This window comes from Streptomyces coeruleoprunus, assembly GCF_039542925.1.
GTDB classification, from domain to species: Bacteria; Actinomycetota; Actinomycetes; order Streptomycetales; family Streptomycetaceae; genus Streptomyces; species Streptomyces coeruleoprunus.
On the sequence record NZ_BAABIT010000001.1, the window covers coordinates 2,160,005 to 2,182,605 of the forward strand.

General features: G+C 72.0%; 19 protein-coding genes and 1 pseudogene. 8 read left to right on the top strand and 12 right to left on the bottom strand.

Going from position 1 to position 22,601, the window contains the following annotated elements:
• Positions 1-34: 34 nt before the first annotated feature.
• Both ABEB09_RS09175 and ABEB09_RS09180 read right to left on the bottom strand, forming a co-directional pair.
• Positions 35-703 (bottom strand): DUF6230 family protein, encoded by a 669-nt coding sequence (locus ABEB09_RS09175; protein ID WP_345688937.1) that lies wholly within the window; start codon positions 701-703, stop codon positions 35-37.
• Positions 704-1,303: 600 nt separating this feature from the next.
• Entirely contained in the window at positions 1,304-2,281 is a 978-nt protein-coding gene (locus ABEB09_RS09180) for a tetratricopeptide repeat protein (protein WP_345688939.1), read from the bottom strand.
• Positions 2,282-2,511: 230 nt separating this feature from the next.
• Between ABEB09_RS09180 and ABEB09_RS09185 the strand changes: the two genes are divergently transcribed.
• Positions 2,512-3,150 carry a TetR/AcrR family transcriptional regulator gene (locus tag ABEB09_RS09185; protein ID WP_345688941.1) on the top strand — a complete coding sequence of 213 codons (639 nt, stop codon included), beginning with the start codon at positions 2,512-2,514 and terminating at the stop codon, positions 3,148-3,150.
• Between the two features lie 19 nt (positions 3,151-3,169).
• Here the strand turns inward: ABEB09_RS09185 and ABEB09_RS09190 are convergent, their stop codons facing one another.
• From ABEB09_RS09190 to ABEB09_RS09205, 4 genes are all read right to left on the bottom strand, one after another.
• Complete coding sequence (locus ABEB09_RS09190; RefSeq protein WP_345688943.1) at positions 3,170-3,664, bottom strand: GNAT family N-acetyltransferase; 495 nt, start codon at positions 3,662-3,664, stop codon at positions 3,170-3,172.
• A 62-nt stretch (positions 3,665-3,726) separates the two neighbouring features.
• Positions 3,727-5,427, bottom strand: a complete 1,701-nt coding sequence (gene icmA, locus ABEB09_RS09195; protein WP_345688945.1) for a coenzyme B12-dependent isobutyryl-CoA mutase large subunit — start codon at positions 5,425-5,427, stop codon at positions 3,727-3,729.
• A gap of 82 nt (positions 5,428-5,509) precedes the next feature.
• Positions 5,510-5,842: a DUF3817 domain-containing protein gene (locus tag ABEB09_RS09200; protein WP_345688947.1), complete on the bottom strand. Its 333-nt coding sequence runs from the start codon at positions 5,840-5,842 to the stop codon at positions 5,510-5,512.
• 72 nt (positions 5,843-5,914) lie between these two features.
• Positions 5,915-6,424: a MarR family winged helix-turn-helix transcriptional regulator gene (locus ABEB09_RS09205; RefSeq protein ID WP_345688949.1), complete on the bottom strand. Its 510-nt coding sequence runs from the start codon at positions 6,422-6,424 to the stop codon at positions 5,915-5,917.
• A gap of 161 nt (positions 6,425-6,585) precedes the next feature.
• Between ABEB09_RS09205 and ABEB09_RS09210 the strand changes: the two genes are divergently transcribed.
• Positions 6,586-7,623, top strand: coding sequence for a glycoside hydrolase family 6 protein (locus ABEB09_RS09210; protein ID WP_345688951.1), 1,038 nt, complete (start codon positions 6,586-6,588; stop codon positions 7,621-7,623).
• A gap of 28 nt (positions 7,624-7,651) precedes the next feature.
• Here the strand turns inward: ABEB09_RS09210 and glxA are convergent.
• The 4 genes and pseudogenes from glxA to ABEB09_RS09230 all read right to left on the bottom strand — a co-directional run bounded on the left by glxA (position 7,652) and on the right by ABEB09_RS09230 (position 12,275).
• Positions 7,652-9,618, bottom strand: a pseudogene (gene glxA / locus ABEB09_RS09215) (radical copper oxidase GlxA).
• Between the two features lie 3 nt (positions 9,619-9,621).
• A complete protein-coding gene (locus ABEB09_RS09220) occupies positions 9,622-11,400 on the bottom strand; it encodes a glycosyltransferase family 2 protein (RefSeq protein WP_345688953.1) in 1,779 nt (592 codons plus the stop codon).
• Positions 11,401-11,637: 237 nt separating this feature from the next.
• Positions 11,638-11,931: an MTH1187 family thiamine-binding protein gene (locus ABEB09_RS09225; protein WP_345688955.1), complete on the bottom strand. Its 294-nt coding sequence runs from the start codon at positions 11,929-11,931 to the stop codon at positions 11,638-11,640.
• The gene (locus tag ABEB09_RS09230; protein WP_345688957.1) at positions 11,928-12,275 is read right to left on the bottom strand and encodes a DUF3817 domain-containing protein; all 348 of its coding nucleotides are present in this window, start codon (positions 12,273-12,275) and stop codon (positions 11,928-11,930) included. Before ABEB09_RS09230 ends, ABEB09_RS09225 begins: the two co-directional genes overlap by 4 nt.
• 154 nt (positions 12,276-12,429) lie before the next feature.
• On the opposite strand from ABEB09_RS09230, the gene ABEB09_RS09235 reads away from it, so the two are divergent.
• The 4 genes from ABEB09_RS09235 to ABEB09_RS09250 all read left to right on the top strand — a co-directional run bounded on the left by ABEB09_RS09235 (position 12,430) and on the right by ABEB09_RS09250 (position 15,118).
• Entirely contained in the window at positions 12,430-13,068 is a 639-nt protein-coding gene (locus ABEB09_RS09235; protein ID WP_345688959.1) for an AIM24 family protein, read from the top strand.
• Positions 13,068-13,718, top strand: coding sequence for an AIM24 family protein (locus ABEB09_RS09240; RefSeq protein ID WP_345688961.1), 651 nt, complete (start codon positions 13,068-13,070; stop codon positions 13,716-13,718). The genes ABEB09_RS09235 and ABEB09_RS09240 overlap by 1 nt, the downstream gene beginning before the upstream one ends.
• The gene (locus tag ABEB09_RS09245; RefSeq protein ID WP_345688963.1) at positions 13,715-14,509 is read left to right on the top strand and encodes an AIM24 family protein; all 795 of its coding nucleotides are present in this window, start codon (positions 13,715-13,717) and stop codon (positions 14,507-14,509) included. Before ABEB09_RS09240 ends, ABEB09_RS09245 begins: the two co-directional genes overlap by 4 nt.
• A gap of 132 nt (positions 14,510-14,641) precedes the next feature.
• Entirely contained in the window at positions 14,642-15,118 is a 477-nt protein-coding gene (locus ABEB09_RS09250; RefSeq protein WP_345688965.1) for a MarR family winged helix-turn-helix transcriptional regulator, read from the top strand.
• A 150-nt stretch (positions 15,119-15,268) separates the two neighbouring features.
• On the opposite strand, the gene meaB is transcribed toward ABEB09_RS09250, so the two are convergent.
• Positions 15,269-16,225 carry a methylmalonyl Co-A mutase-associated GTPase MeaB gene (gene meaB, locus ABEB09_RS09255; protein ID WP_345688967.1) on the bottom strand — a complete coding sequence of 319 codons (957 nt, stop codon included), beginning with the start codon at positions 16,223-16,225 and terminating at the stop codon, positions 15,269-15,271.
• A gap of 41 nt (positions 16,226-16,266) precedes the next feature.
• Positions 16,267-17,475, bottom strand: coding sequence for an acetyl-CoA C-acetyltransferase (locus tag ABEB09_RS09260; RefSeq protein ID WP_345688969.1), 1,209 nt, complete (start codon positions 17,473-17,475; stop codon positions 16,267-16,269).
• A 149-nt stretch (positions 17,476-17,624) separates the two neighbouring features.
• Between ABEB09_RS09260 and mce the strand changes: the two genes are divergently transcribed.
• Positions 17,625-18,065: a methylmalonyl-CoA epimerase gene (gene mce, locus ABEB09_RS09265; protein ID WP_345688971.1), complete on the top strand. Its 441-nt coding sequence runs from the start codon at positions 17,625-17,627 to the stop codon at positions 18,063-18,065.
• Between the two features lie 175 nt (positions 18,066-18,240).
• On the top strand, positions 18,241-22,497 hold the full coding sequence (gene scy / locus ABEB09_RS09270) for a polarized growth protein Scy (protein ID WP_345688973.1): 4,257 nt from the start codon (positions 18,241-18,243) through the stop codon (positions 22,495-22,497).
• Positions 22,498-22,601 lie beyond the last annotated feature (104 nt).

Sequence of the window (22,601 nt, forward strand, 5' to 3'; positions counted from 1 at the left end):
CGGGGCGTCCCCGCCCACCCGCACGGTTCACCGGTCAGTAGCACTCGACGGCCGGGCCGTCGCCCTTGTGCAGACGCATGCTCAGACCGCTGAGCTTGAAGGTGCCGGCGGTGGTCGCCCACGCCTTCTGCTTCACGTCGGTGAGGACGGCCTTCTCCGCCTGCTGGGCGAAGCCGTTCTGGTTGATGTTCTTGTCCTTGACGACCGGGCCCTTGGCGTACTTGCCGCCCTGGCTGGTGTCCTTGGCCGCCATGCCGATGTCGATGTTCGTGAACTCGGCGTTGGCGTCGAGGTCGGTCACGTCGAGGTACAGGTTGTCAGCGACGACCTTGTGGTCCTTGTCCGGACCGGCGGTCAGCTTCAGCGTGATCTTGCCGAAGAGCGGCACGTCGGGCGTGACGACCGACTGGCACATCTTGGTGATCTCGGCGTGCTTGAACGTCGAGATGGCGACCGGACGCGGAACGACCTGGTCGCCTTCCTTGATGTTGGCGTACCCCATGTCGACGCCGCCGTACTGGGCGAAGCCGTCACCTTCGAGGTGCGCCGCGGTGACCTTGAACTCCTGGCCGGACACGGCGAACGACGCGGCCAGCGCGCCCTGCGCGAGACCGACGCCTATCGCGGCCGTCGCGGCCACGCTGGGCACCATGACGACGGCGAACCGCTTCCATCTGGTCCCACCGCGAACCTGGGACTTCATAGATTCCTCCTTCTCGGACGTACATCTCCGGAACGGGCCCAGGGGCCTGTCCTGGGATGGGAGAAGTGCTACGTCCTCGGGAAGGGGAGCGCCCGCAGATCAGGCGCGAGCCGCGTCCGAATCACCGGCGATCACCCCCGAGCGACAACCACCGGCCGCACGGAACGGGTGCCCACGCGGCCTGTTTGGACAGGCCCTGCCGGATGGGGCAGGAACCCCCCTGTCCGCGGCCGGCGTCATGTCACCGGCCCACTCGGTGGGGACCCAATGCCGCGTCGGCGCGGCTGGTTGCCGGGCTGGTGCGGAATTGGACCGAGCGTCAGCGATCGTGGTGCATTACCGGCCGGGGCACAAGGGGGTTCGTTACCCGCTAGTAACGGCTCGATAAACGGGCCGCGACAGCCCGCCGCCGTGCGGGCACGCACGGTGTTACCGCTCGGTTCGACACAAGCGGATTTCCTCGGCTATAGCCGGACATAAGACTGGCGTTGACTTACTGCCAGTAACAGCGGTCGCGCTTCCCCAAGTTTTGGTAAAGCGCGACCGCTCCATGTCACTCTGTCGCCAAATCGGCGACCTTGCGCCCAGCGGCGCCGCGCGTCAGAACAGCACGCGCGCCAGGGCCGAGCGGGCCGCGGTCACCCGCGGGTCGTCGGGCCCGATCACCTCGAACAGCTCCAGCAGCCGCAGCCGCGCGGCGTCCCGGTCGTCGCCCGCCGAACGGCGCACGGTGTCCACGAGCCGGCCGAAGGCGTCCTCCACATGACCGCCGACCAGATCGAGGTCGGCCACCGCCAGCTGCGCCGCCACGTCCGCCGGGTCGTCGGCGGCGTTCTTGCGGACCTGCTGCGCGTCCATGCCCTGCACCCGGCCGAGCAGCTCGGCCTGCGCGAGGCCCAGCTGGGCCTCGGTGTTGCCCGGATCGTCCACCAGCACGTTCTTGTACGCCTGGATGGCGCCCGGGATGTCGTTGGCGTCCAGCGCCCGGACCGCCGCCTCCAGCAGCGCGTCGTACGGACCGGCCGGCCGCGCCGGAGCGGCACCGGCACCGGCCGGGCCCTCCGCGTCGGGGTCCACGACGATCCCGGTGAGCCCGAACCGCTGCTCGGCCACCTGCACCAGCTGGTCGAGGGTCTGGCGGATCTGGGCCTCGGGCGCCGCGCCCTGGAAGAGCGGAAGGGCCTGACCGGCCACCACCGCGAAGACCGCCGGGATGCCCTGGATCCCGAACTGCTGCATCAGCATCTGGTTGGCGTCGACGTCGATCTTGGCCAGCAGGAAGCGGCCGTTGTACTCGACGGCCAGCCTCTCCAGCAGGGGGCCGAGCTGCTTGCACGGCTGGCACCACTCGGCCCAGAAGTCGATGACGACCGGCACCTCGGCCGATCGCTGGAGGACGTCTCGCTCGAAACCGGCCTCGTCGACGTCGATCACCAGGGCGGACGGGGGTACGGCGCCGCCCCCGCCGGTGCGGGCCGCCTCGGCGCGCGCCTGCTCCGCCTTCGCCTTGGCCTCTCCGGCCGCCTTCACCGCGGCGAGGTCGACGACGCCGCTCATGGACATGTTCCTAGGCTGCATGGGTACATCCTCCCCCTTCCGCGCACGTAACCGGTAAGTCATGGCACAAGCCGTGGCACGGGGTCCCCACCCGGTGCCTGTGTGGTTGTCGCTGCGGGCCGTGTCAAGCCTTTCGCTACGCGTCGTAGCGTAACTGGAAGGCGGCGGCTCCGTACCGGAACGATCACGTGAACTGGCTCACACGCGCGGCTCGGCGGCGCCGGACCTACTCGCCGGTATGGTCGCCTGTCATGTGCAGCCGCCGTACCCCTCCCCCCACGGCCCCCGGCCGCCCCGGCCGCCCGCGCAGCGCCGCCGCCGACGCGGCGATCCTGGAGGCCACCCGTGCGGCCCTGGTCGACCTGGGCTGGTCCAAGCTCTCCATGAGCGACGTCGCCACCCGGGCCGGTGTCGCCAAGACCACCCTCTACCGCCGGTGGGCGAGCAAGAACGAACTGGTCGTGGACGCCGTCGCCGTCCTCTTCGACGAGCTGGAGCTGCCCGACCGCGGCAGCCTCTCGGCCGACATCGAGGGCGTCGTCCGGCAGTTCGCGGCGCTCCTCGAACGGCCCGAGGCGAAGACGGCGCTCATGGCCGTGGTCGCCGAGTCCACCCGGGACGCCCCCCTGCGCGAACGGATCCGCACCTCGATCGTCGACCGGCAGAAGCGCCTCGTCGAGGAGGGCCGCCGCCGCGCCCAGGCCCGCGGCGAACTGCCCGCGACCTCCCCTGCCGGGGCGGTCGGCGGCACCGACGACCTGATCTTCGACGTGATCGCGGGCGCCGTCGTCCACCGCGCCCTGGTGAGCGGCCAGCCCGTCGACACCCAGTGGGTCCAGCGGTTCACCGCCCTGCTGCTCGGCGGACTGGGCGCGGCGGCCCGGGGGTGAGGCGGTCAGTCGGTCCGGGTCACAGGGGGCGCCACATGACGTGCAGCCCCGTGTCGCCGTGCACCGGGTGGTGGAAGGCGTCCGGGACCGTGCCGACGATCGCGAAGCCGATGTCCTCGTAGAGCCGTACGGCGTGCTTGTTGGTCTCCACGACCGCGTTGAACTGCATGCTCCGGAAGCCGGCGGCCCGCGCCCACTCCAGGGAGTACTCCACGAGCGCCCGGCCCACGCCGCGGCCGCCGTGCGCCGGGTCGACCATGTAGCTGGCGCTGGCCACGTGCGAGCCGTTGCCGTTCTGGTTGTTGTTCATCTTGGCGGAGCCGATCACGGTCCCCGACCCGTCGAGCGCCACGACCGTGCGGTTCGGCGGCTCCAGCATCCACCAGCCGCGGGCCTCCTCCGGCCCCAGGTCCGCCGGGTAGGTGAAGGTCTCGCCGGCGGCGACGATCTGGTGGAAGAACGGCCAGATGGCGGGCCAGTCATCGGCGGTGGCCTCACGGATCTCGACATGCATGGGGTCAGCATGCACGCCGAGATCCGTCCGTGGCGATCGGATTTCCGCGCCTGCGCCCGCGGTCAGAACCCGGCGGGTTCCGTGTACGTGCCCCACTCGTCCCGCAGCGCGTCGCAGATCTCGCCGAGCGTGGCCTCCGCGCGGACCGCGTCCAGCATGGGGCCGATCATGTTCGACCCGTCCCGGGCGGCGTCCAGCATCGCGCCCAGCGCGGCGCGCACGCGGGCGTCGTCGCGGTGGGCCTTGCGGTCGGCGAGTACGCGCACCTGCTCGCGCTCCACCTCGTGGCTGACCCGCAGGATCTCCAGGTCGCCGGTGACCGAGCCGTGGTGCACGTTGACGCCGACGACCTTCTTGTCGCCCTTCTCCAGCGACTGCTGGTAGCGGAACGCCGACTCGGCGATCTCGCCGGTGAACCAGCCGTCCTCGATGCCGCGCAGGATGCCCGAGGTGATGGGCCCGATGGGGTGCTGCCCGTCGGGGTGGGCGCGCAGGCCGCGCTCCTTGATCCGGTCGAAGATCTTCTCGGCGTCGGCCTCGATCCGGTCGGTGAGCTGCTCGACGTACCACGAGCCGCCCAGCGGGTCGGCGACGTTGGCGACGCCGGTCTCCTCCATCAGCACCTGCTGGGTGCGCAGGGCGATCTCGGCGGCCTGCTCGGAAGGGAGTGCCAGGGTCTCGTCGAGGGCGTTGGTGTGCAGCGAGTTGGTGCCGCCGAGGACCGCGGCCAGCGCCTCGACCGCCGTCCGTACGACGTTGTTGTACGGCTGCTGGGCGGTGAGCGAGACGCCCGCGGTCTGGGTGTGGAAGCGCAGCCACTGGGACTTCGCGGACTTCGCGCCGTACACGTCGCGCATCCAGCGGGCCCAGATGCGGCGGGCCGCGCGGAACTTGGCGATCTCCTCGAAGAAGTCCAGGTGCGCGTCGAAGAAGAAGGACAGGCCGGGCGCGAAGACGTCGACGTCCAGGCCGCGGCTGAGCCCCAGCTCGACGTAGCCGAAGCCGTCGGCGAGGGTGTACGCCAGCTCCTGCGCGGCCGTCGCACCGGCCTCGCGGATGTGGTAGCCGGACACCGACAGCGGCTTGTACGCGGGGATGTTCGCCGCGCAGTGCTCCATCAGGTCGCCGATCAGCCGCAGATGGGGCTCGGGCTGGAACAGCCACTCCTTCTGGGCGATGTACTCCTTGAAGATGTCCGTCTGGAGCGTGCCGTTGAGCACGGACGGGTCGACGCCCTGGCGCTCGGCGGCCACGAGGTACATGCAGAAGACCGGCACGGCGGGGCCGCTGATGGTCATCGATGTCGTGACGTCGCCGAGCGGGATGTCCTTGAACAGGACCTCCATGTCGGCGGCGGAGTCGATGGCGACACCGCAGTGGCCGACCTCGCCCAGCGAGCGGGGGTCGTCGGAGTCGCGGCCCATGAGCGTCGGCATGTCGAAGGCGACCGAGAGGCCGCCGCCGCCCGCGGCGAGGATCATCTTGTAGCGCTCGTTCGTCTGCTCGGCGTTGCCGAAGCCGGCGAACTGGCGGATGGTCCATGTGCGACCGCGGTATCCGGTCGGGTACAGGCCACGGGTGAAGGGGTACTCACCGGGCCAGCCGATCCGCTCGAAGCCGTCGTAGGTGTCGCCGGGCCGAGGCCCGTATACAGGCTCCACGGGGTCGCCGGAGAGCGTGGTGAAGTCGGCGTCGCGCTTGTGGGCGGCGTCGTAGCGGGCCTGCCAGCGTCGGCGGCCCTCCTCGATGGCGTCAGCGTCCATACTCTCGAATTTACTAGGACGTCCTAGTAAATGTCGATGGCCAACCGCCGTGCGTGAGCCACACGGCGGTCCTTCGGCCGGATTACGCCTTGACGGGAGCGGGCTCGGTGTCGACGAGGAGCGGCTGCACCTCGCGGACGACCTTGCGCTCGACGAAGAAGGCGGCGGTCGGGATGGTGCCGCTCAGCAGGATCCACAGGAGCTTGCCGAACGACCAGCGCGCCTTGGAGCCCAGATCGAAGGCGAAGATCAGGTAGATGATGTAGAGGACGCCGTGGGCCTGGGAGACCATGAACGTGACGTCCTTGCCGACGCCGAAGCCGTACTTGGCGACCATGCACGCGCAGAGCACGAGGAGCATGACGGCGGTCACATAGGCCATCACCCGGTAACGGGTCAGCACGCTGGATTTCATGCCATCGAGCGTAACCACCCGATCCGGGCGATCTTCGCGCGGGCCCCGTCCGCCCGCACCCCCTGCCGTGCGCTACTTCTCCTCGAAGTCGCCCGCCGCGACCCGCAGCGGCCGCAGGATCGCGAAGATCTCCGCGCACTCCTCCGCGTCGTACGCGCCGAGCCCGAAGTCCATCGCCATCAGGTCGGCGGTGGCCGCCTCGACGACCTCACGACCTTTGTCGGTGATGGAGGCGAGGACGCCGCGCCCGTCGTTGGGGTTGGGCCGCTTGTCGACCAGACCCGACCGGACGAGGCGGTCGACCGTGTTCGTCACGGACGTCGGGTGGACCATGAGCCGCTCGCCGATCTTCGACATGGGCAGCTCGCCGGACTTGGAGAAGGTGAGCAGCACCAGCGCCTCGTACCGCGCGAAGGTCAGTCCGTACGGCTTGACCACGGCGTCGACCTCACCGAGCAGAATCTGGTGCGCGCGCATGATCGAGGTGATCGCGGCCATGGCGGGCACGGGTCCCCAGCGCTGCTGCCAGAGTTCGTCGGCGCGGGCGATGGGGTCGAACGGGAGACTGAGCGGCTTCGGCACGGCAACGACCTTACCCAGTGGTCACATTCCGGTCAGCCCGGTCTCACGCTTTGGTCCCGGCCCCCCGTCCGGCCGGTGTCGCACCACGACCGCTTGTGGCCGTTATGTCACGATAGCCCGGCCTGTTCGTCGCCGTACACATCGTCGTACAAGGGGTCTGGATGACCGGCCACCGATCGTCTCGTGCGCTCATCGCCCTGGCGCTGGCCGCCGCCCTCACCGCCGCCGGCTGCTCCTCCGGGCCCGACCGGACGCCACAGGGCGGCTCCGGGACCGGTCCGGCCACGGCGCCCGCCGGCCGGGGCGAGGCGGCCGCGGGCTCCGCACTCTGGATCGATCCGGGCAGCGCCGCGGCACGGCAGGTGAAGGCGTACGAGGCGGCGGGCCGCACCGCGGACGCGAGGATCCTGCGCCGGATCTCCGAGCGGCCGGCCGCCGTGTGGCCGGCGGGCGACGACCCCGTACCGGACATCGCGCGGGCGGTGGGCGGGGCGGCCGCCGCCGGGGGCCGTACGGTCGTCCTCGTCGCGTACAACATCCCGCACCGCGACTGCGGGCAGTACTCGGCGGGCGGCGCGGCCGGCGCCCAGGCGTACCGGGACTGGATCGGCGCGTTCGCCGACGCCGTCGGGGACGCGTCCGCGATCGTCGTCCTGGAGCCGGACGCGGTGCCGCACCTGCTGGACGGCTGTGCGCGGGGCGCGGTCCGGGAGGAGCGCCTGAGGCTGCTGTCGGAGGCCGTGACCCGGCTGAAGCGGCAGCCGAACACCAAGGTGTACCTGGACGCCGGGAACCCGGCCTGGGTCAGGGACCCGGTCAAGCTGGTCGAGCCGCTGCGGCGGGCGGGCGTCGACCGGGCGGACGGCTTCTCGCTGAACGTGGCGAACTTCCAGACGAACGATGTGGTCACGGCGTTCGGGACGCGGCTGTCCGGGCTGCTCGGCGGGGCCCGCTTCGCCGTCGACACCAGCCGCAACGGCGCGGGCCCGCTGCAGGGAGGGGGCGAGGAGGCCTGGTGCAACCCGCCGGGCCGGGCCCTGGGCACCGCGCCCACGCTGCGGACGGGCGAGGCGCTGGTCGACGCGTATCTGTGGGTGAAGCGGCCGGGTGAGTCGGACGGCCCGTGCCGGGGCGGGCCGTCCGCCGGGACGTGGTGGCCCGAGTACGCGCTCGGGCTGGCCCGCCGCGCCGCCGGCTGACTGCCGACGGCTGACGGGCGCGGACCCGTCAGCCGGCGCCCACCCGCACCCACTTCGCCACGGACGGGCGGCCCCGGTCGTCCAGCGCGAACAGCATGTACCAGCCGGGCGGCACGAGCGTGCGGTCCACGGGCGCCTGGACGGTGACGGAGTTCTCGGTCTTCGTCAGGCGGAGTGCGATCGAGCGCTGCTCCACGTCCGTGGTGTGGGTGACGGCGCTGGGCCGCATCAGCCGGGCCTCGGTGATCCGGGCGGCGTCCCGGGTCCGGAAGGTGGCGCGGCCGCCGCGGTCCAGCTCCCGCGGGCCGGCGCCGAGGACGGGGCGCCTGCGGGGGGCGTCGCCCTGGAGGTAGGGCGGGGTGTAGATCTCCACGCGCTGCTCGAAGGTGCCGAGCCTGGTGTTGTCCTTGTCGCCGAAGAGGGGGTCGGAGCCGAACGTCACCACGCGCCCGTCGGGCAGGAGCAGCGCCTCGGAGTGGTAGTTGCGGCCGACCGTGGGGGCGGCGGCCGCGCGGAAGGCGTTGGCCTCGGGGTCGTAGAACTGGGCGCCGAGGATGTCGCTGGCGCCGCGGCCCCGGTAGTCGCGTGAGCCGCCGGTGGTGAAGACGGTGTCGTCGGGCAGGAGCACGCTGCTGAGGTAGCGGGTGCCCTGGGGGAGCGCGGGTCCCGCGCGGAAGACGGGGCTGTCGGCCTTGAGGTCGATGACGGCGGTACGGGCGGTGGACCGGGGCGACTCGCCCACTCCCCCGCCGCCGAGCACCATCACCTTCTGGTCCTGTGCCGGGGGCAGGAGGAGGGAGGCGGAGGTCTCCAGCTGGTCGGGGTCGGCGATGCCGCGGATCTCCTGGAAGACGTTCTTCCTCAGGTCCCACAGTCCGGGCACGCGGCCCTTGCCGGCGGGGCCGTATCCGGCGTTGGAGCCGCTGTAGAAGAGCTTGCCGCCCTGGGTGAGGAAGAGGGCCGGGTAGGTGGGGAAGTAGTGGGAGGGCCCTTTCGTCCACTTCTTCGTCCGGGGTCGTAGATCTCGTTGTCGCCGGGGACGATGTGGCCGATGTCGTCGAGGCCGGAGACGGCGAGGACCCTGCCGTCCTGGAGGGTGACGAGGGTCGGGTACCAGCGGGCGTCCTGCATCGGGGCGACGGGGACGTACCGCTCGGCGACCGGGTCGAACTCGTAGGCCGACTTGATGCCCTGGAAGTCCTGCTTGTCGGTGGTGAGCTTCTGGGCGATGCCGTGGACGCCGTGCGCGTCCTTGCCGGTGAGGCCGAGGATCTCGTACTGGGCGGCCTGGGTGGTGAGTCCGCGCGGGCCCTCCTCGCGGGCCTGGACGAAGACGCGGGCCTCGCCCGGGGTGACCTTGGCCTCCAGGGGCTTCGGCGGCCGGCCGCTCGCCGAGGAGGGGACGGTGAACCGGCGCCGGGCCTTGGGGACCGTCACGTCCTGGGTGGAGACGTACTCGACGCCGGTCGGCGAGCGGAACACGGTGCCCTTCTTGAGCGTGACGGCCCTGTCGGGGCTCTCGTTCCTGACGCGCATGCCGCCGCCCGCGCGCTTGACCTCGCCGTCGAGGACCTCGTAGCGGGCGGTGCCGCCGGCGACGAGGAGCCGGCCGTCGGGGAGCTGGCTGTGGCCGGCGCAGAACAGGTCCTCGGGGGTGGGGACGTCCTTGAAGGTGTTGTCGGCGGGGTTCCACAGGATCGTGGTGAAGGAGCCCGCGTCGAAGTTCCTCTGGTTGTTGCCGGATCCGGCGATGAGCAGCACCTTGCCCGTGCGGAGGAGGGCGGCGTGGACGGCGTTGAGGCGGTACGCGCGGGGGACGTCCAGCCGGTGCCAGGAGCCGTACCGGGCCTTGTAGCCGGGCTGGGAGATCTTGTACGCGTGGTACCTCTCCTCGGCGAAGGAGAGCGCGGCGGGGGCGTTGAGACCGGCCAGGACGAGGACCGCGCCGCCGCCGAGCAGGGTCTTCCGGAACGTCCGGGACGGCCGGTGGGCCATGGCTCAGTTCCCCCCTGTCGTGGCGGCGAGGGCGGCCTCGGTCTCCTCGCCGCCGTGCAGGGGCCGTTCGGGCCGTTCCGGCCGTTCCGGCCTGGGGAGGGCGGCGGTACGGCGCTCCTGGAGCGTGGTCCACCCCCGGACGGCGACGGGGGCGAGGGAGACGGCGAGGGCCAGGACGGCCCAGGTGCGCATGGCCGCGTGCGTGTGACCGAGGGGGACGGAGGCGACGAGCGAGGAGGCGAGGACGGCCGCCCACATCAGGTGGACGCGGAAGGTCGGGAGCCGGTCGGGGCTGGTGGCGCCGCCTTTCGGGGTGACGACGAACCCGCCGCGCCTGCGCAGGACGGCGGAGGTCAGCGACGCGAGGTAGACGGGCGCGCAGAGCGCGGACATCGCCATGCCGGCGAGCCCTCCGGAGCCCTCGGGCTCGTGCGGGGAGACGTTGTGGCGGCGGTTCCACAGGTACAGGCCGATCTGGAGGGCGGCGGCGTCGCTGTAGAGCATCAGCCACACGGAGGAGGAGACCTGGGTGCCGGAGGCGCCGAGCCAGAGGAAGAGGACGCAGCTGAGGACGCCGAGGAACCAGTTGACGGCCGTCATCGGGTAGTAGGCGAGCATCAGCGTGTAGTTGAGGAGCCGGCCCGGCGGAAGCCGGAAGAAGGCCTTCCCGTACTGCTTGAGGATCGTCTCGTACGTGCCGCGGGACCAGCGGAGCTGCTGGCTGAAGAAGTCCGTCCAGGAGGCGGGGCCCTCGCCGACGGCGAGGACGTCCGGGGTGTAGACGGAGCGCCAGTGGCGGCCGGTCTCCGGGTTCCTGGTCCGGTGCAGTTCGAAGCCGGTGGCCATGTCCTCGGTGAGGGAGTCGTAGAGCCCGCCGATCTGCCGGAGGGCGCTGACGCGTACGACGTTGTTGGTGCCGACGAACATGGGGGCGCGGTAGCGGTTGCCGGCGCGCTGGATGAGGGCGTGGAAGAGGAACTGCTGGGACTCGGCGGCCTTGGTGACGGGTGAGGCGTAGTTGCCGTAGACCTGCGGGCCGACGACGAAGGCGACGTCGGGGTCGCGGAAGTAGCCGAGCATCCGCTCCAGGAAGCCGGGGAGCGGGACGTGGTCGGTGTCGACGGAGGCGAAGACGTCGTACGCGTGGCCGTGCCGCGCGAACCACGCGTTGTAGTTGCCGTGCTTGGTCCTGGCCTTGTAGGCGCCCTCCGGGCGGTTCCACTCGGGGACGCCCTTGCGGGTGAAGTGGTGGACGCCCAGCTCGGCGCAGAGCGCCTTGGCGTGGTCGTCGTCGCCCTCGTCGAGGAGCCAGACGTGGAGCGTGCCGCGGTGGCGGAGGCGTGTCGCGGCTTCCAGGGTGGCGCGGACCATGGACAGGGGCTCTTTGCCCGGGACGTACGTGGTGAGGAACGCGACCCGGGTGCCGTCCTCCGGGACGACGGGGACCGGGTCGCGGGCGACGAGCGTGGCGTGGGCGATGGACACCACGTTGACCAGCATGAACAGGCATATGAGCCCGATCGACACGAGCATGACCGTGTCGAACGCGACGAGCCACCGGTCGCCGCCGTCGCGCCGGGTCCAGTGGGTGGGCCAGACGAGGTACGCGAGGAGGACGGCGGAGAGCAGCGGGGCGAGCGCCATCAGGAGCACGGCGCGTATTCGGTGCGGCTCCCGGGCGAGCAGGCTGCGGTACTGAACGGTGTAGGGCCCCGGGCCGGGCTCCGTCAGGGGTCCGGCGAGACGGCTGTGGGTGTCGTAGTCGTAGCCCTCCGACCGCACGGTGCCCTCCAGCCTGCCGAGGAAGGTGCCTATACGCCCACAAAAGTGGACCCGGCACCCCATGTCGACCGGAGTAGCCCAACCGGGCTGCGCCGCCGTTCCGCCGCGGACCGCACCGCCGTTTCGCTGTGGGCGGTCGTTCCGCTGGGCGGAACGGCCCCCCGGCCTGAGGGCCCACCCCTGCGCGCCACGACGGTGGGTGGGTCCGGGGGCGGCTCACCGCCGGTGGGGCGCCCGCTACACGGACAAGTGGCGTTCCACCGTCGCCACCTTCGACGTCAGTCCGTCCGTGACGCCCGGCCGGATGTCGGCCTTGAGGACGAGGGAGACGCGCGGCGCCCGCGCCTCGACCGCGGCGACCGCGCGCTTCACCACGTCCATGACCTCGTCCCACTCCCCCTCCACGGACGTGAACATCGCGTCCGTACGGTTCGGCAGGCCCGACTCGCGGACCACGCGGACGGCGTCGGCGACGTACTCGCCGACGTCCTCGCCGACCCCCAGCGGTGTGACCGAGAACGCGACGATCACGCCGCGTTCACCTTGCCCTCGCGCCGCGCGCGGGAGGCGATCACCGCGTCCTCGGCCGCCCGCTTCAGCTTCCGCTCCGCGAAGAAGCCGCCGAAGGGCAGGACCGACAGGACGAAGTAGAGGGCGGCGGTCTTCAGGTCCCACTTGGTGCGGTTCCAGGCGTCCAGCCAGAAGAGGACGTACAGGATGAACAGCACGCCGTGGATCGCGCCCATGACCGGGACCGCGTTGAACTCCGTCGTGCGCTTCAGCACCGAGCAGATCAGCAGCAGGATGAACGAGACGGCCTCCGGGGCGGAGACGAGTCGCAGGCGGTGGAGGGAGGAAGCGGTCTTGATGTCCACAGGTTGGCACCTTCGAGGTCGTCGGGCGATCTTGTGAATGCGTGCACAAGCGGTCGGACCATTGTGACAGGCGGCTTTGCCAAGGCTTTATCAGGGTCCGGATCCTCCTCAGGGTGCTTGTCCGGCTGCCGGGCGCGCCGGATACGGTCGCTCCGTGGCAACGTTCCGACTCCAAGGCAGCAAGGTGCTCGCCGTCGACATGTCCGGCGACGCCGTGAAGGCGAAGAACGGCTCGATGGTCGCCTACGACGGCCAGATGGCGTTCAAGAAGATGTCCGGTGGCGGTGAGGGCCTCCGCGGGATGGTGACCCGCCGGCTGACCGGCGAGCAGATGGAGGTCATGGAGGTGAAGGGGCAGGGCACCTGCTACTTCGCCGACCGGGCCTCCGACATCACGGTGCTGTCCCTGCACGGGGACAAGCTCTGGGTGGAGGCCAGCAACCTGCTGTGCGCGGACGGCGGGCTGCGGACGGGCACCTCGTTCACCGGGCTGCGCGGCGGCGCCAGTGGCAACGGCCTGTTCACGACCACCGTCGAGGGCACGGGCCAGGCGGCGATCATGTCGCACGGCCCCGCGGTCGTGCTGCGCGTGACGCCGCAGTACCCGCTGTCGGTGGACCCCGGGGCGTACGTCGCCCACCAGGGCGACCTCCAGCAGAGCTTCCAGTCCGGTGTGACGTTCCGCACGTTCATCGGCGAGGGCGGCGGCGAGGCGTTCCAGATCCGCTTCGAGGGCGACGGCCTCGTGTACGTCCAGCCCAGCGAGCGCAACACCGTCGGGGGTGACGTCTGATGCCGTTCCGGGAGATCAACTCCAAGATGGTCGAGGCCACGATCGTGCCCGGCCAGAAGATGTTCAGCCAGCGCGGCGCGATGCTCGCGTACCGCGGCGACGTCACTTTCACGCCGAACCTGACGGGCGGCCAGGGCGGCGTCATGGCGATGATCGGCCGGCGCGCCGCGGGCGAGGCGGCGCCGCTGATGACGGTCGAGGGCAGCGGCACGGTGATGTTCGGGCACGGCGGCCACCATGTGCAGGTGATCCAGCTGACCGGGGACACGCTGTACGTGGAGGCGGACCGGCTGCTGGCGTTCGACGGGACGCTCCAGCAGGGCACGATGTTCATGGGCTCGCAGGGCGGCGTGATGGGCATGGTGCGCGGCCAGGTGACCGGGCAGGGGCTGTTCACGACGACGCTCAAGGGGCACGGCGCCGTCGCCGTCATGGCCCATGGCGGGGTCATCGAGCTGCCCGTCGTGCCGGGGCGGCCCGTCCATGTGGACCCGCAGGCGTACGTCGCGCACCACGGCGACGTACGGAACAAGCTCTCCACCGCGCTGGGCTGGCGCGACATGGTGGGGCGCGGCTCGGGCGAGGCGTTCCAGCTGGAGCTGAGCGGCAGTGGTGCGGTCTACGTCCAGGCCTCGGAGGAGAAGCTGTGAGTGCGTCCGTGGTGTTCGATCCGGCGAGCCTGCCGAGCGACGACAACGTCAACGCGTACACCTTCTGCGTGGAGCTCAAGGGCTCGCAGTGGTTCCTGCAGAAGGGCAAGATGATCGCCTATTACGGGCGGATCGACTTCAACGGCATCGGGCACGGCCGGCTCGACCGGCTCGTGCGGACCAGCTTCCACTCGCCGCTGCACGCGAGCGACTGGGTGGTGGCCGAGGGCAGCGGCAAGATGCTGCTCGCGGACCGGGCGTTCGACGTGAACTCGTACGACCTGGAGGACGGCAATCTGACGATCCGGGCCGGGAACCTGCTGGCGTTCCAGCCGACGCTCGCGCTGAAGCAGTCGATCGTGCCGGGCTTCCTGACGCTGATCGGTACGGGGAAGTTCGTGGCCGCGTCCAACGGCCCGGTGGTCTTCATGGAGCCTCCGCTGCGGGTCGACCCGCAGGCGCTGGTGGGCTGGGCGGACTGCCCGTCGCCGTGCCACCACTACGACCACGCGTACCTGAGCGGCGTGGTCGGCGGGCTGCGCGCGCTGACCGGCATCGGGGGCGCGTCCGGCGAGGAGCACCAGTTCGAGTTCGTCGGTGCCGGGACGGTGCTGCTCCAGTCGACGGAGACGCTGATGCCGGAGCAGGGCACGGGAACCGTGCCGCACGAGCCGGGCGTCCCCGGTGGCGGAGTGCCGCACTCGGGGCAAGGATCCGGCCATGGGCCCTCGGGCTCGGCACCGCGCCTTCCCGGACAGCTGGGAGACCTCCAGCGCCGCTTCGGGCTGTGAGCGGTAGTCTGCGGAGTGTGACGCGCTCGAACGTCTGCGCAACTGCGTGGGGCGTTCGAGGACGGGGGACGGGAGCGGAGCGGCGTCACTCCTATTTCGTCCAATATTCAACTTCTTAGGTAGAATCCATATATGGAGACCGAGACGGCCATCCCGTGGCTGAGCGATGCCGAACAGTGCGCCTGGCGTACCTATCTGGACGTCCAGCGGCTGCTGACGTACCAGCTGGAGAAGGACCTCCAGCCGTTCGGCCTGACCAACAACGACTACGAGATCCTGGTGAACCTCTCGGAATCCGCCGAGCGGCGGATGCGGATGAGTGATCTGGCGGCAGCCACCCTGCAGTCCAAGAGCAGGCTCTCCCACCAGATCACCCGCATGGAGAACGCCGGCCTGGTCCGGCGTGAGAACTGCGAGTCGGACCGGCGCGGACTGTACGCGGTCCTGACCGAGCAGGGCATGGAAACCATGCAGAAGGTCGCCCCGCACCACGTCGAGTCGGTGCGCAGGCACTTCATCGACCAGCTCTCCCCCGACGCGCTGCAGGGCCTCCGGGAGTCCCTGGGCCCGATCGCCGAGCAGCTGCGCGGGCTGCGCGGAAGGCCGTAGCCGAGCGGCACCCGCCCTGCGCTGCCCCGCAGGGTGTCCGGCCCGGTGCGGGTCACGCCGACAGATCCCCACCGGCCCCCCATGCATACGTACGACGACGGCCCCGCCCCCGCGAAGGGGGCGGGGCCGCCGTCGTAGGCCCGGGTGCCGTCAGTTGCCGGTCAGGCCCGCGACCAGCTCGTCCGCGGCCGCGTACGGGTCCGTCCCGCCCGCCACGATCCGCTCGGCCAGTGCGCCCAGGCGCCGGTCGCCGTGCAGGTCGCCGATGCGCTCGCGCAGCGCGGTCACGGCGATCGTCTCGACCTCGTGCGCCGCCCGCTTCACGCGGCGCTCGGTGAGCACGCCGTGCTCCTCCATCCACGCGCGGTGCTTCTCCAGGGCCTCCACGACCTCGTCGACGCCCTCGCCGCGCGCGGCGACCGTCTTGACGATCGGCGGCCGCCAGTCGCCCGGCGCCCGCGCCTCGCCCAGGCCCAGCATGTGGTTCAGCTCCCGGGCCGTGGCATCGGCCCCGTCCCGGTCGGCCTTGTTCACCACGTACACGTCGCCGATCTCCAGGATGCCCGCCTTCGCGGCCTGGATGCCGTCGCCCATGCCCGGGGCCAGCAGGACGACGGAGGTGTCGGCCTGCGAGGCGATCTCCACCTCGGACTGGCCCACACCGACGGTCTCGACGAGCACCACGTCGCAGCCCGCCGCGTCCAGCACGCGGATCGCCTGCGGCGCCGCCCACGCCAGACCGCCCAGGTGGCCGCGCGTGGCCATGGAGCGGATGTAGACGCCCGGGTCCGAGGCGTGCTCGGACATCCGGACCCGGTCGCCCAGCAGGGCGCCGCCGCTGAACGGCGAGGACGGGTCGACGGCGAGGACGCCGACCCGCTTGCCGGCCCGGCGGTACGCGGAGACCAGCGCGGACGTCGACGTGGACTTGCCGACGCCGGGCGAGCCGGTCAGGCCCACCACGTACGCGCCGCCGGTGAGCGGCGCGAGCGCCGCCATCACCTCGCGCAGCTGCGGGGACGCCCCCTCCACGAGCGAGATCAGCCGGGCCACGGCCCGGGGCCGGCCCTCCCGTGCCTGGGCGACCAGTGCGGGGACGTCCACCATCACCTACAGAGCTCCTCTACGCGCCGTGCCGTTGCCGCTGCTCAGTTGCCGTTGCCCGGAACGCGCAGGATGAGCGCGTCACCCTGGCCGCCGCCGCCGCACAGCGCCGCCGCGCCGACACCGCCGCCGCGCCGCTTCAGCTCCAGCGCCAGGTGCAGCACGACACGGGCGCCGGACATGCCGATGGGGTGGCCCAGGGCGATCGCGCCACCGTTGACGTTCACCTTTTCAGGGGATACCCCAAGATCCTTCATCGACTGCACGGCCACCGCGGCGAACGCCTCGTTGATCTCGATGAGGTCGAGGTCGGAGACCTCCAGGCCCTCCTTCTTCAGCGCGTGCGTGATCGCGTTGGCCGGCTGGGACTGGAGCGAGTTGTCCGGGCCCGCCACATTGCCGTGGGCGCCGATCTCGGCGATCCACTCCAGGCCCAGCTCCTCCGCCTTCGCCCTGCTCATCACGACGACCGCCGCGGCGCCGTCCGAGATCTGGGACGACGTGCCGGCCGTGATCGTGCCGTCCTTGGCGAACGCCGGGCGCAGCTTGCCCAGGGACTCCACGGTCGTCTCGGGGCGGATGCCCTCGTCCTTGGCGAAGAGGACGGGCTCGCCCTTGCGCTGCGGGATCTCCACCGGGGTGATCTCGGCCTCGAACAGGCCGTTCTTCTGGGCGGCGGCGGCGCGCTGGTGCGACAGGGCGCCGATCTCGTCCTGCTCGGCGCGGCCGATGCCGAGGCGCGTGTTGTGCTTCTCGGTGGACTCGCCCATCGCGATGTTCTCGAAGGGGTCGGTGAGACCGTCGTACGCCATGGCGTCGAGCATCTCGATCGCGCCGTACTTGAAGCCCTCGCGGGACTTCGGGAGCAGGTGCGGGGCGTTGGTCATCGACTCCTGGCCGCCGGCCACGACCACGTCGAACTCGCCGGCGCGGATCAGCTGGTCGGCGAGCGCGATCGCGTCGAGGCCGGAGAGGCAGACCTTGTTGATGGTGAGCGCCGGGACGCTCATCGGGATGCCGGCCTTGACGGCGGCCTGGCGGGCGGGGATCTGGCCGGCACCGGCCTGGAGCACCTGCCCCATGATCACGTACTGCACCTGGTCGCCGCCGATGCCGGCCCGGTCCAGCGCGGCCTTGATGGCGAAGCCGCCCAGGTCGGCGCCGGAGAAGGACTTGAGCGAGCCGAGGAGCCGGCCCATGGGCGTACGGGCGCCCGCGACGATGACGGAGGTGTTTCCGGTCGTTCCAGACATGAGGCACGATCCCCTTTCAGCCTGGGGGGCTGCGGAGTGAACGAGGGTTTACTGCCAATGTACTGAGCGGTACGGCGCGGGGTCACCGGCCAGCCGGTGTGATCGCGCGCACGTTGCGTAACCACCTCGCGGAGCGCTGCACTGGACCCATGCTGACGAGAATCGACCACATCGGGATCGCGTGCTTCGACCTCGACAAGACCGTCGCGTTCTACCGCGACACCTACGGTTTCGAGGTCTTCCACACCGAGGTCAACGAGGAGCAGGGCGTCCGCGAGGCCATGCTCAAGATCAACGAGACCTCCGACGGCGGTGCCTCCTACCTCCAGCTCCTGGAGCCCACCCGCGAGGACTCCACCGTCGCGAAGTGGCTGGCCAAGAACGGCGAGGGCGTCCACCACATCGCGTTCGGCACGGCCGACGTGGACGGGGACGCCGCGGCGATCCGCGGCAAGGGCGTCCGGGTCCTCTACGACGAGCCGCGGCGGGGCTCGATGGGGTCCAGGATCACGTTCCTGCACCCCAAGGACTGCCACGGCGTCCTCACCGAACTCGTCACGTCCGCTGACCCCTCCTCAGCGGAGCACTGACCCACCCATTCCTGGCCCGGTAGAGTGGCGGCTCCGGGCCGGGGCCGGAGCGGGGCCGCCCAGCGGTGTCGCCGTCGGAAACGTCGATCTGACACCATCCCCGGGGGGACCGTTCGCCGGCGAACGGTGCTCGTACGAAGAGAGTTCGCGACCAGGGGACGGATGGGACCGCGCAGTGCGGGGCTACGAACGCCAGGAGAGCCACCGGGCTGACGACCACCTTTCGCGGTTCGAAGCCGAGATGGACCGGCTGAAGACCGAGCGGGAGAAGGCCGTCCAGCACGCCGAGGACCTCGGTTACCAGGTCGAGGTCTTGCGTGCCAAGCTCCACGAGGCGCGGCGGACCATCGCGTCCCGCCCCGCGTACGACAGCGCGGACATCGGCTACCAGGCCGAGCAGCTGCTGCGCAATGCCCAGATGCAGGCCGACCAGATGCGCTCCGACGCGGAGCGCGAGCTGCGCGAGGCCCGCGCCCAGACCCAGCGCATCCTCCAGGAGCACGCCGAGCACCAGGCCCGCCTCCAGGCCGAGTTGCACAACGAGGCGGTGCAGCGCCGCCAGCAGCTCGACCAGGAGCTGGCCGAGCGCCGCCAGACCGTCGAGGCGCACGTCAACGAGAACGTGGCGTGGGCCGAGCAGCTGCGGGCCCGCACCGAGTCGCAGGCGCGCCGCCTCATGGAGGAGTCCCGCGCGGAGGCGGAGCAGTCGCTGGCCGCCGCCCGCGCCGAGGCCGCCCGGATCGCCGAGGAGGCCCGCCAGCGGCTGGGCGCCGAGTCCGAGGCGGCCCGCGCCGAGGCCGAGGCGATCCTGCTGCGCGCCCGCAAGGACGCCGAGCGGCTGCTCAACGCCGCGTCCACGCAGGCGCAGGAGGCCACCAGCCACGCCGAGCGGCTGCGCAGCGCCACCGCCACCGAGTCCGAGCAGGCCCGCCAGCAGGCCGCGGAGCTGAGCCGGAACGCCGAACAGCGGATGCAGGAGGCCGAGGAGCGGCTGCGCGAGGCCCGCGCGGAGGCCGACCGGGTCGTCACCGAGGCGCGCGACGACGCCACCAAGCGGCTCGCGGCCGCCGAGTCGGCGAACGAGCAGCGCGCCCGTACGGCCAAGTCGGAGATCGCCCGGCTGGTCGGTGAGGCCACCAAGGAGGCCGAGACGCTCAAGGCGGAGGCCGAGCAGGCGCTCGCCGACGCCCGGGCCGAGGCCGAGAAGCTGGTCGCCGAGGCGGCCGAGAAGGCGCGTACGAAGGCCGCGGAGGACTCCGCCGCGCAGCTCGCCAAGGCCGCCCGTACGGCCGAGGAGGTCCTGACCAAGGCGTCCGAGGACGCCTCGGAGACCACCCGCAAGGCGACCGAGGAGGCCGAGCGGATCCGCCGCGAGGCCGAGGCCGAGGCGGACCGGCTGCGCGCCGAGGCGCACGACACGGCCGAGCAGCTCAAGGGCGCCGCGAAGGACGACACCAAGGAGTACCGCGCCAAGACGGTCGAGCTGCAGGAGGAGGCGCGCCGCCTGCGCGGCGAGGCCGAGCAGCTGCGCGCCGAGGCGATCGCCGAGGGCGAGCGGATCCGCGCCGAGGCCCGGCGCGAGGCGGTCCAGCAGATCGAGGAGGCGGCCAAGACCGCCGAGGAGCTGCTGACCAAGGCGAAGACGGACGCGGACGAGCTGCGTTCGGCGGCGGCCGCCGAGAGCGAGCGGGTCCGTACGGAGGCCGTCGAGCGGGCGTCGGCCCTGCGGACGCAGGCCGAGGAGACGCTGGAGCGCACCCGTACGGAGGCGGACCGCGTACGGGCCGAGGCCGAGGAGCAGGCCGAGGCGGTGAAGGCGGCGGCCGAGGCGGCCGCGGCCGCGCTGCGCGAGGAGGCCGAGCGGGGCGTCGCTGCCCGGCAGGCGGAGGCCGCCGAGGAGCTGACCCGACTCCACTCGGAGGCCGAGGCCCGGCTGAAGGCGGCCGACCAGGCGCTGGCCGACGCCCGTACGGAGGGCGAGCAGCTGCGCCGCGAGGCCGCCGAGGAGACCGAGCGGCTGCGCACCGAGGCGGCCGAGCGCCGGCGCACCTTGCAGGAGCAGGCCGAGCAGGAGGCCGAGCGGCTGCGCACCGAGGCCGCCGCGGACGCGTCGAGCGCCCGCGCGGAGGCCGAGAACACGGCCGTACGGCTGCGTGCGGAGGCCGCGGCGGAGGCCGAGCGGCTGAAGACCGAGGCGCAGGAGACCGCCGACCGGGTACGTGCCGAGGCGCAGGCGGCGGCCGAGCGGCTGAAGACGGAGGCCGCCGAGGAGCTGGCCGCCGCGCAGGAGGAGGCCAACCGGCGGCGCCGGGAGGCCGAGGAGACGCTGGGCTCCGCCCGCGCGGAGGCGGAGCAGGAGCGCAGCCGCGCCCGCGAGCAGAGCGAGGAGCTGCTGGCGTCGGCCCGCAAGCGGGTCGAGGAGGCGCAGGCCGAGGCGCAGCGTCTGGTCGAGGAGGCGGACCGGCGGGCCACGGAGATGGTCACGGCCGCCGAGCAGACCGCCCAGCAGGTACGGGACTCCGTCGCCGGGCTCCACGAGCAGGCCGAGGAGGAGATCGCCGGTCTGCGGTCGGCCGCCGAGCACGCGGCGGAGCGCACGCGGACCGAGGCGCAGGAGGAGGCGGACCGGGTCCGCGCCGACGCCTACGAGGAGCGGGAGCGGGCCGCCGAGGACTCCGCCCGGGTGCGCGAGCGCGCCCACGAGGAGTCGGAGGCCGCGAAGGCGCTGGCCGAGCGGACCGTCAAGGACGCCCTGGCGGAGGCGGAACGGCTCAAGTCGGACTCGTCCGAGTACGCGCAGCGGATGCGTACGGAGGCGTCGGACGCGCTGGCGTCGGCCGAGCAGGACGCCGCGCGCACCCGTGCGGAGGCCCGCGGCGACGCCAACCGGATCCGTTCGGAGGCGGCGGCGCAGGCGGACCGGCTGGTCACCGAGGCGGCCGGCGAGGCCGAGAAGCTGGTCGGCGACGCCACAGCCGAGGCCGAGCGCATCACGTCCGACGCGACGGCGGAGGCGGACCGGCTCGCGGCCGAGGCGAGCGAGGTGCTGGACGAGGCCCGCGAGGAGGCCGCCCGGCTGCGCGCCGAGGCGCAGCAGGTCAAGGCGGACGGCGAGGCCGAGGCCGAGCGCCTGCGCGAGGCCGCCCGCACCGACGGCGAGCAGGTGCTCGACGAGGCCCGCAAGGCCGCCGACAAGCGCCGCGCCGACGCCGCCGAACAGGCCGACCAGCTGATCTCCGAAGCCACCGACGAGGCCGACCGGCTCGCGGCCGAGGCGGCCGAGGTGCTGGACGAGGCCCGCGAGGAGGCCGCCCGGCTGCGCGCCGAGGCGCAGCAGGTCAAGGCGGACGGCGAGGCCGAGGCCGAGCGCCTGCGCGAGGCCGCCCGCACCGACGGCGAGCAGGTGCTCGACGAGGCCCGCAAGGCCGCCGACAAGCGCCGCGCCGACGCGGCGTCCCAGGCGGACGAGCTCATCACGGAGGCCGCCGGCGAGGCGGAGCGGCTGCGCGCCGAGGCCGCGGAGACGGTCGGCGCAGCCCAGCAGTCCGCGGAGAAGACGCGCAAGGAGGCCGAGCAGCACCTCAGGAAGACCGAGGAGGCCGCCGACAGGCTGCGCGCCGAGGCGCGGGCCGAGGCGGACCGGGTGCTCGACGAGGCGCGCGAGGCCGCGGCCAAGCGCCGTGCGGAAGCGGCCGAGCAGGCCGACCAGCTGATGGCGAAGGCGCAGGAGGAGGCGCTGCGCGCCACCACGGAGGCCGAGTCGCAGGCCGACACGATGGTCGGCGCGGCCCGTCAGGAGGCCGAGCGGATCGTCTCCGAGGCGACCATCGAGGGCAACACCCTGGTGGAGAAGGCCCGTACGGACGCCGATGAGCTGCTGGTCGGCGCGCGGAGGGACGCCGGCGCCATAAGGGAGCGGACGGAGGAGCTGCGGGCGCGCACCGAGACGGAGATCGAGGAGCTGCACGAGCGGGCCCGCCAGGAGAGCGCCGAGCAGATGAAGGTCGCCGGCGAGCGCGTCGACAAGCTGGTCAAGGCCGCCGAGCAGCAGAAGTCCGAGGCCGAGGAGAAGGCGAAGGAGCTGCTGTCCGACGCCAACTCGGAGGCCAGCAAGGTGCGCATCGCCGCGGTGAAGAAGGCGGAGGGCCTGCTCAAGGAGGCCAACCAGAAGAAGGCCGAGCTGACCCGCGAGGCGGAGAAGATCAAGGCGGAGGCGGAGCGCGAGGCCGACGAGCTGCTGGCCGAGGCGAAGCGGGAGCTGGAGGTGCTGGTGCGCCGGCGCGAGGACATCCAGGCCGAGATCTCCCGTGTCCAGGACGTGCTCGAGGCGTTGGAATCTTTCGAAGCACCCGCAGGGGGTGGCAAGGAGAGCGTCAAGGCGGGCGCGGCCGCGGGGGGTACCCGTTCGAGTGGCAAGTCAAACGCTGACTAAGCCACTCAAAAGGCTGGACATTCTCCCGACCAAACGGCCATCCGCTCGATGACACGCCGCTTCGGCGCCTAGGATTCCCCCTAACACCTCACCGGTCTCATTCG

Excerpts from the sequence above, each read along its gene's own strand:
- ABEB09_RS09200 (WP_345688947.1), bottom strand. The coding sequence starts at position 5,842 with ATGAAATCCAGCGTGCTGACCCGTTACCGGGTGATGGCCTATGTGACC.
- ABEB09_RS09250 (WP_345688965.1), top strand. The coding sequence starts at position 14,642 with ATGGAGACCGAGACGGCCATCCCGTGGCTGAGCGATGCCGAACAGTGC.
- ABEB09_RS09190 (WP_345688943.1), bottom strand. The coding sequence starts at position 3,664 with ATGCATGTCGAGATCCGTGAGGCCACCGCCGATGACTGGCCCGCCATC.
- mce (WP_345688971.1), top strand. The coding sequence starts at position 17,625 with ATGCTGACGAGAATCGACCACATCGGGATCGCGTGCTTCGACCTCGAC.
- meaB (WP_345688967.1), bottom strand. The coding sequence starts at position 16,225 with ATGGTGGACGTCCCCGCACTGGTCGCCCAGGCACGGGAGGGCCGGCCC.
- icmA (WP_345688945.1), bottom strand. The coding sequence starts at position 5,427 with ATGGACGCTGACGCCATCGAGGAGGGCCGCCGACGCTGGCAGGCCCGC.
- ABEB09_RS09185 (WP_345688941.1), top strand. The coding sequence starts at position 2,512 with ATGTGCAGCCGCCGTACCCCTCCCCCCACGGCCCCCGGCCGCCCCGGC.
- ABEB09_RS09210 (WP_345688951.1), top strand. The coding sequence starts at position 6,586 with ATGACCGGCCACCGATCGTCTCGTGCGCTCATCGCCCTGGCGCTGGCC.
- ABEB09_RS09240 (WP_345688961.1), top strand. The coding sequence starts at position 13,068 with ATGCCGTTCCGGGAGATCAACTCCAAGATGGTCGAGGCCACGATCGTG.
- ABEB09_RS09260 (WP_345688969.1), bottom strand. The coding sequence starts at position 17,475 with ATGTCTGGAACGACCGGAAACACCTCCGTCATCGTCGCGGGCGCCCGT.
- ABEB09_RS09175 (WP_345688937.1), bottom strand. The coding sequence starts at position 703 with ATGAAGTCCCAGGTTCGCGGTGGGACCAGATGGAAGCGGTTCGCCGTC.
- ABEB09_RS09180 (WP_345688939.1), bottom strand. The coding sequence starts at position 2,281 with ATGCAGCCTAGGAACATGTCCATGAGCGGCGTCGTCGACCTCGCCGCG.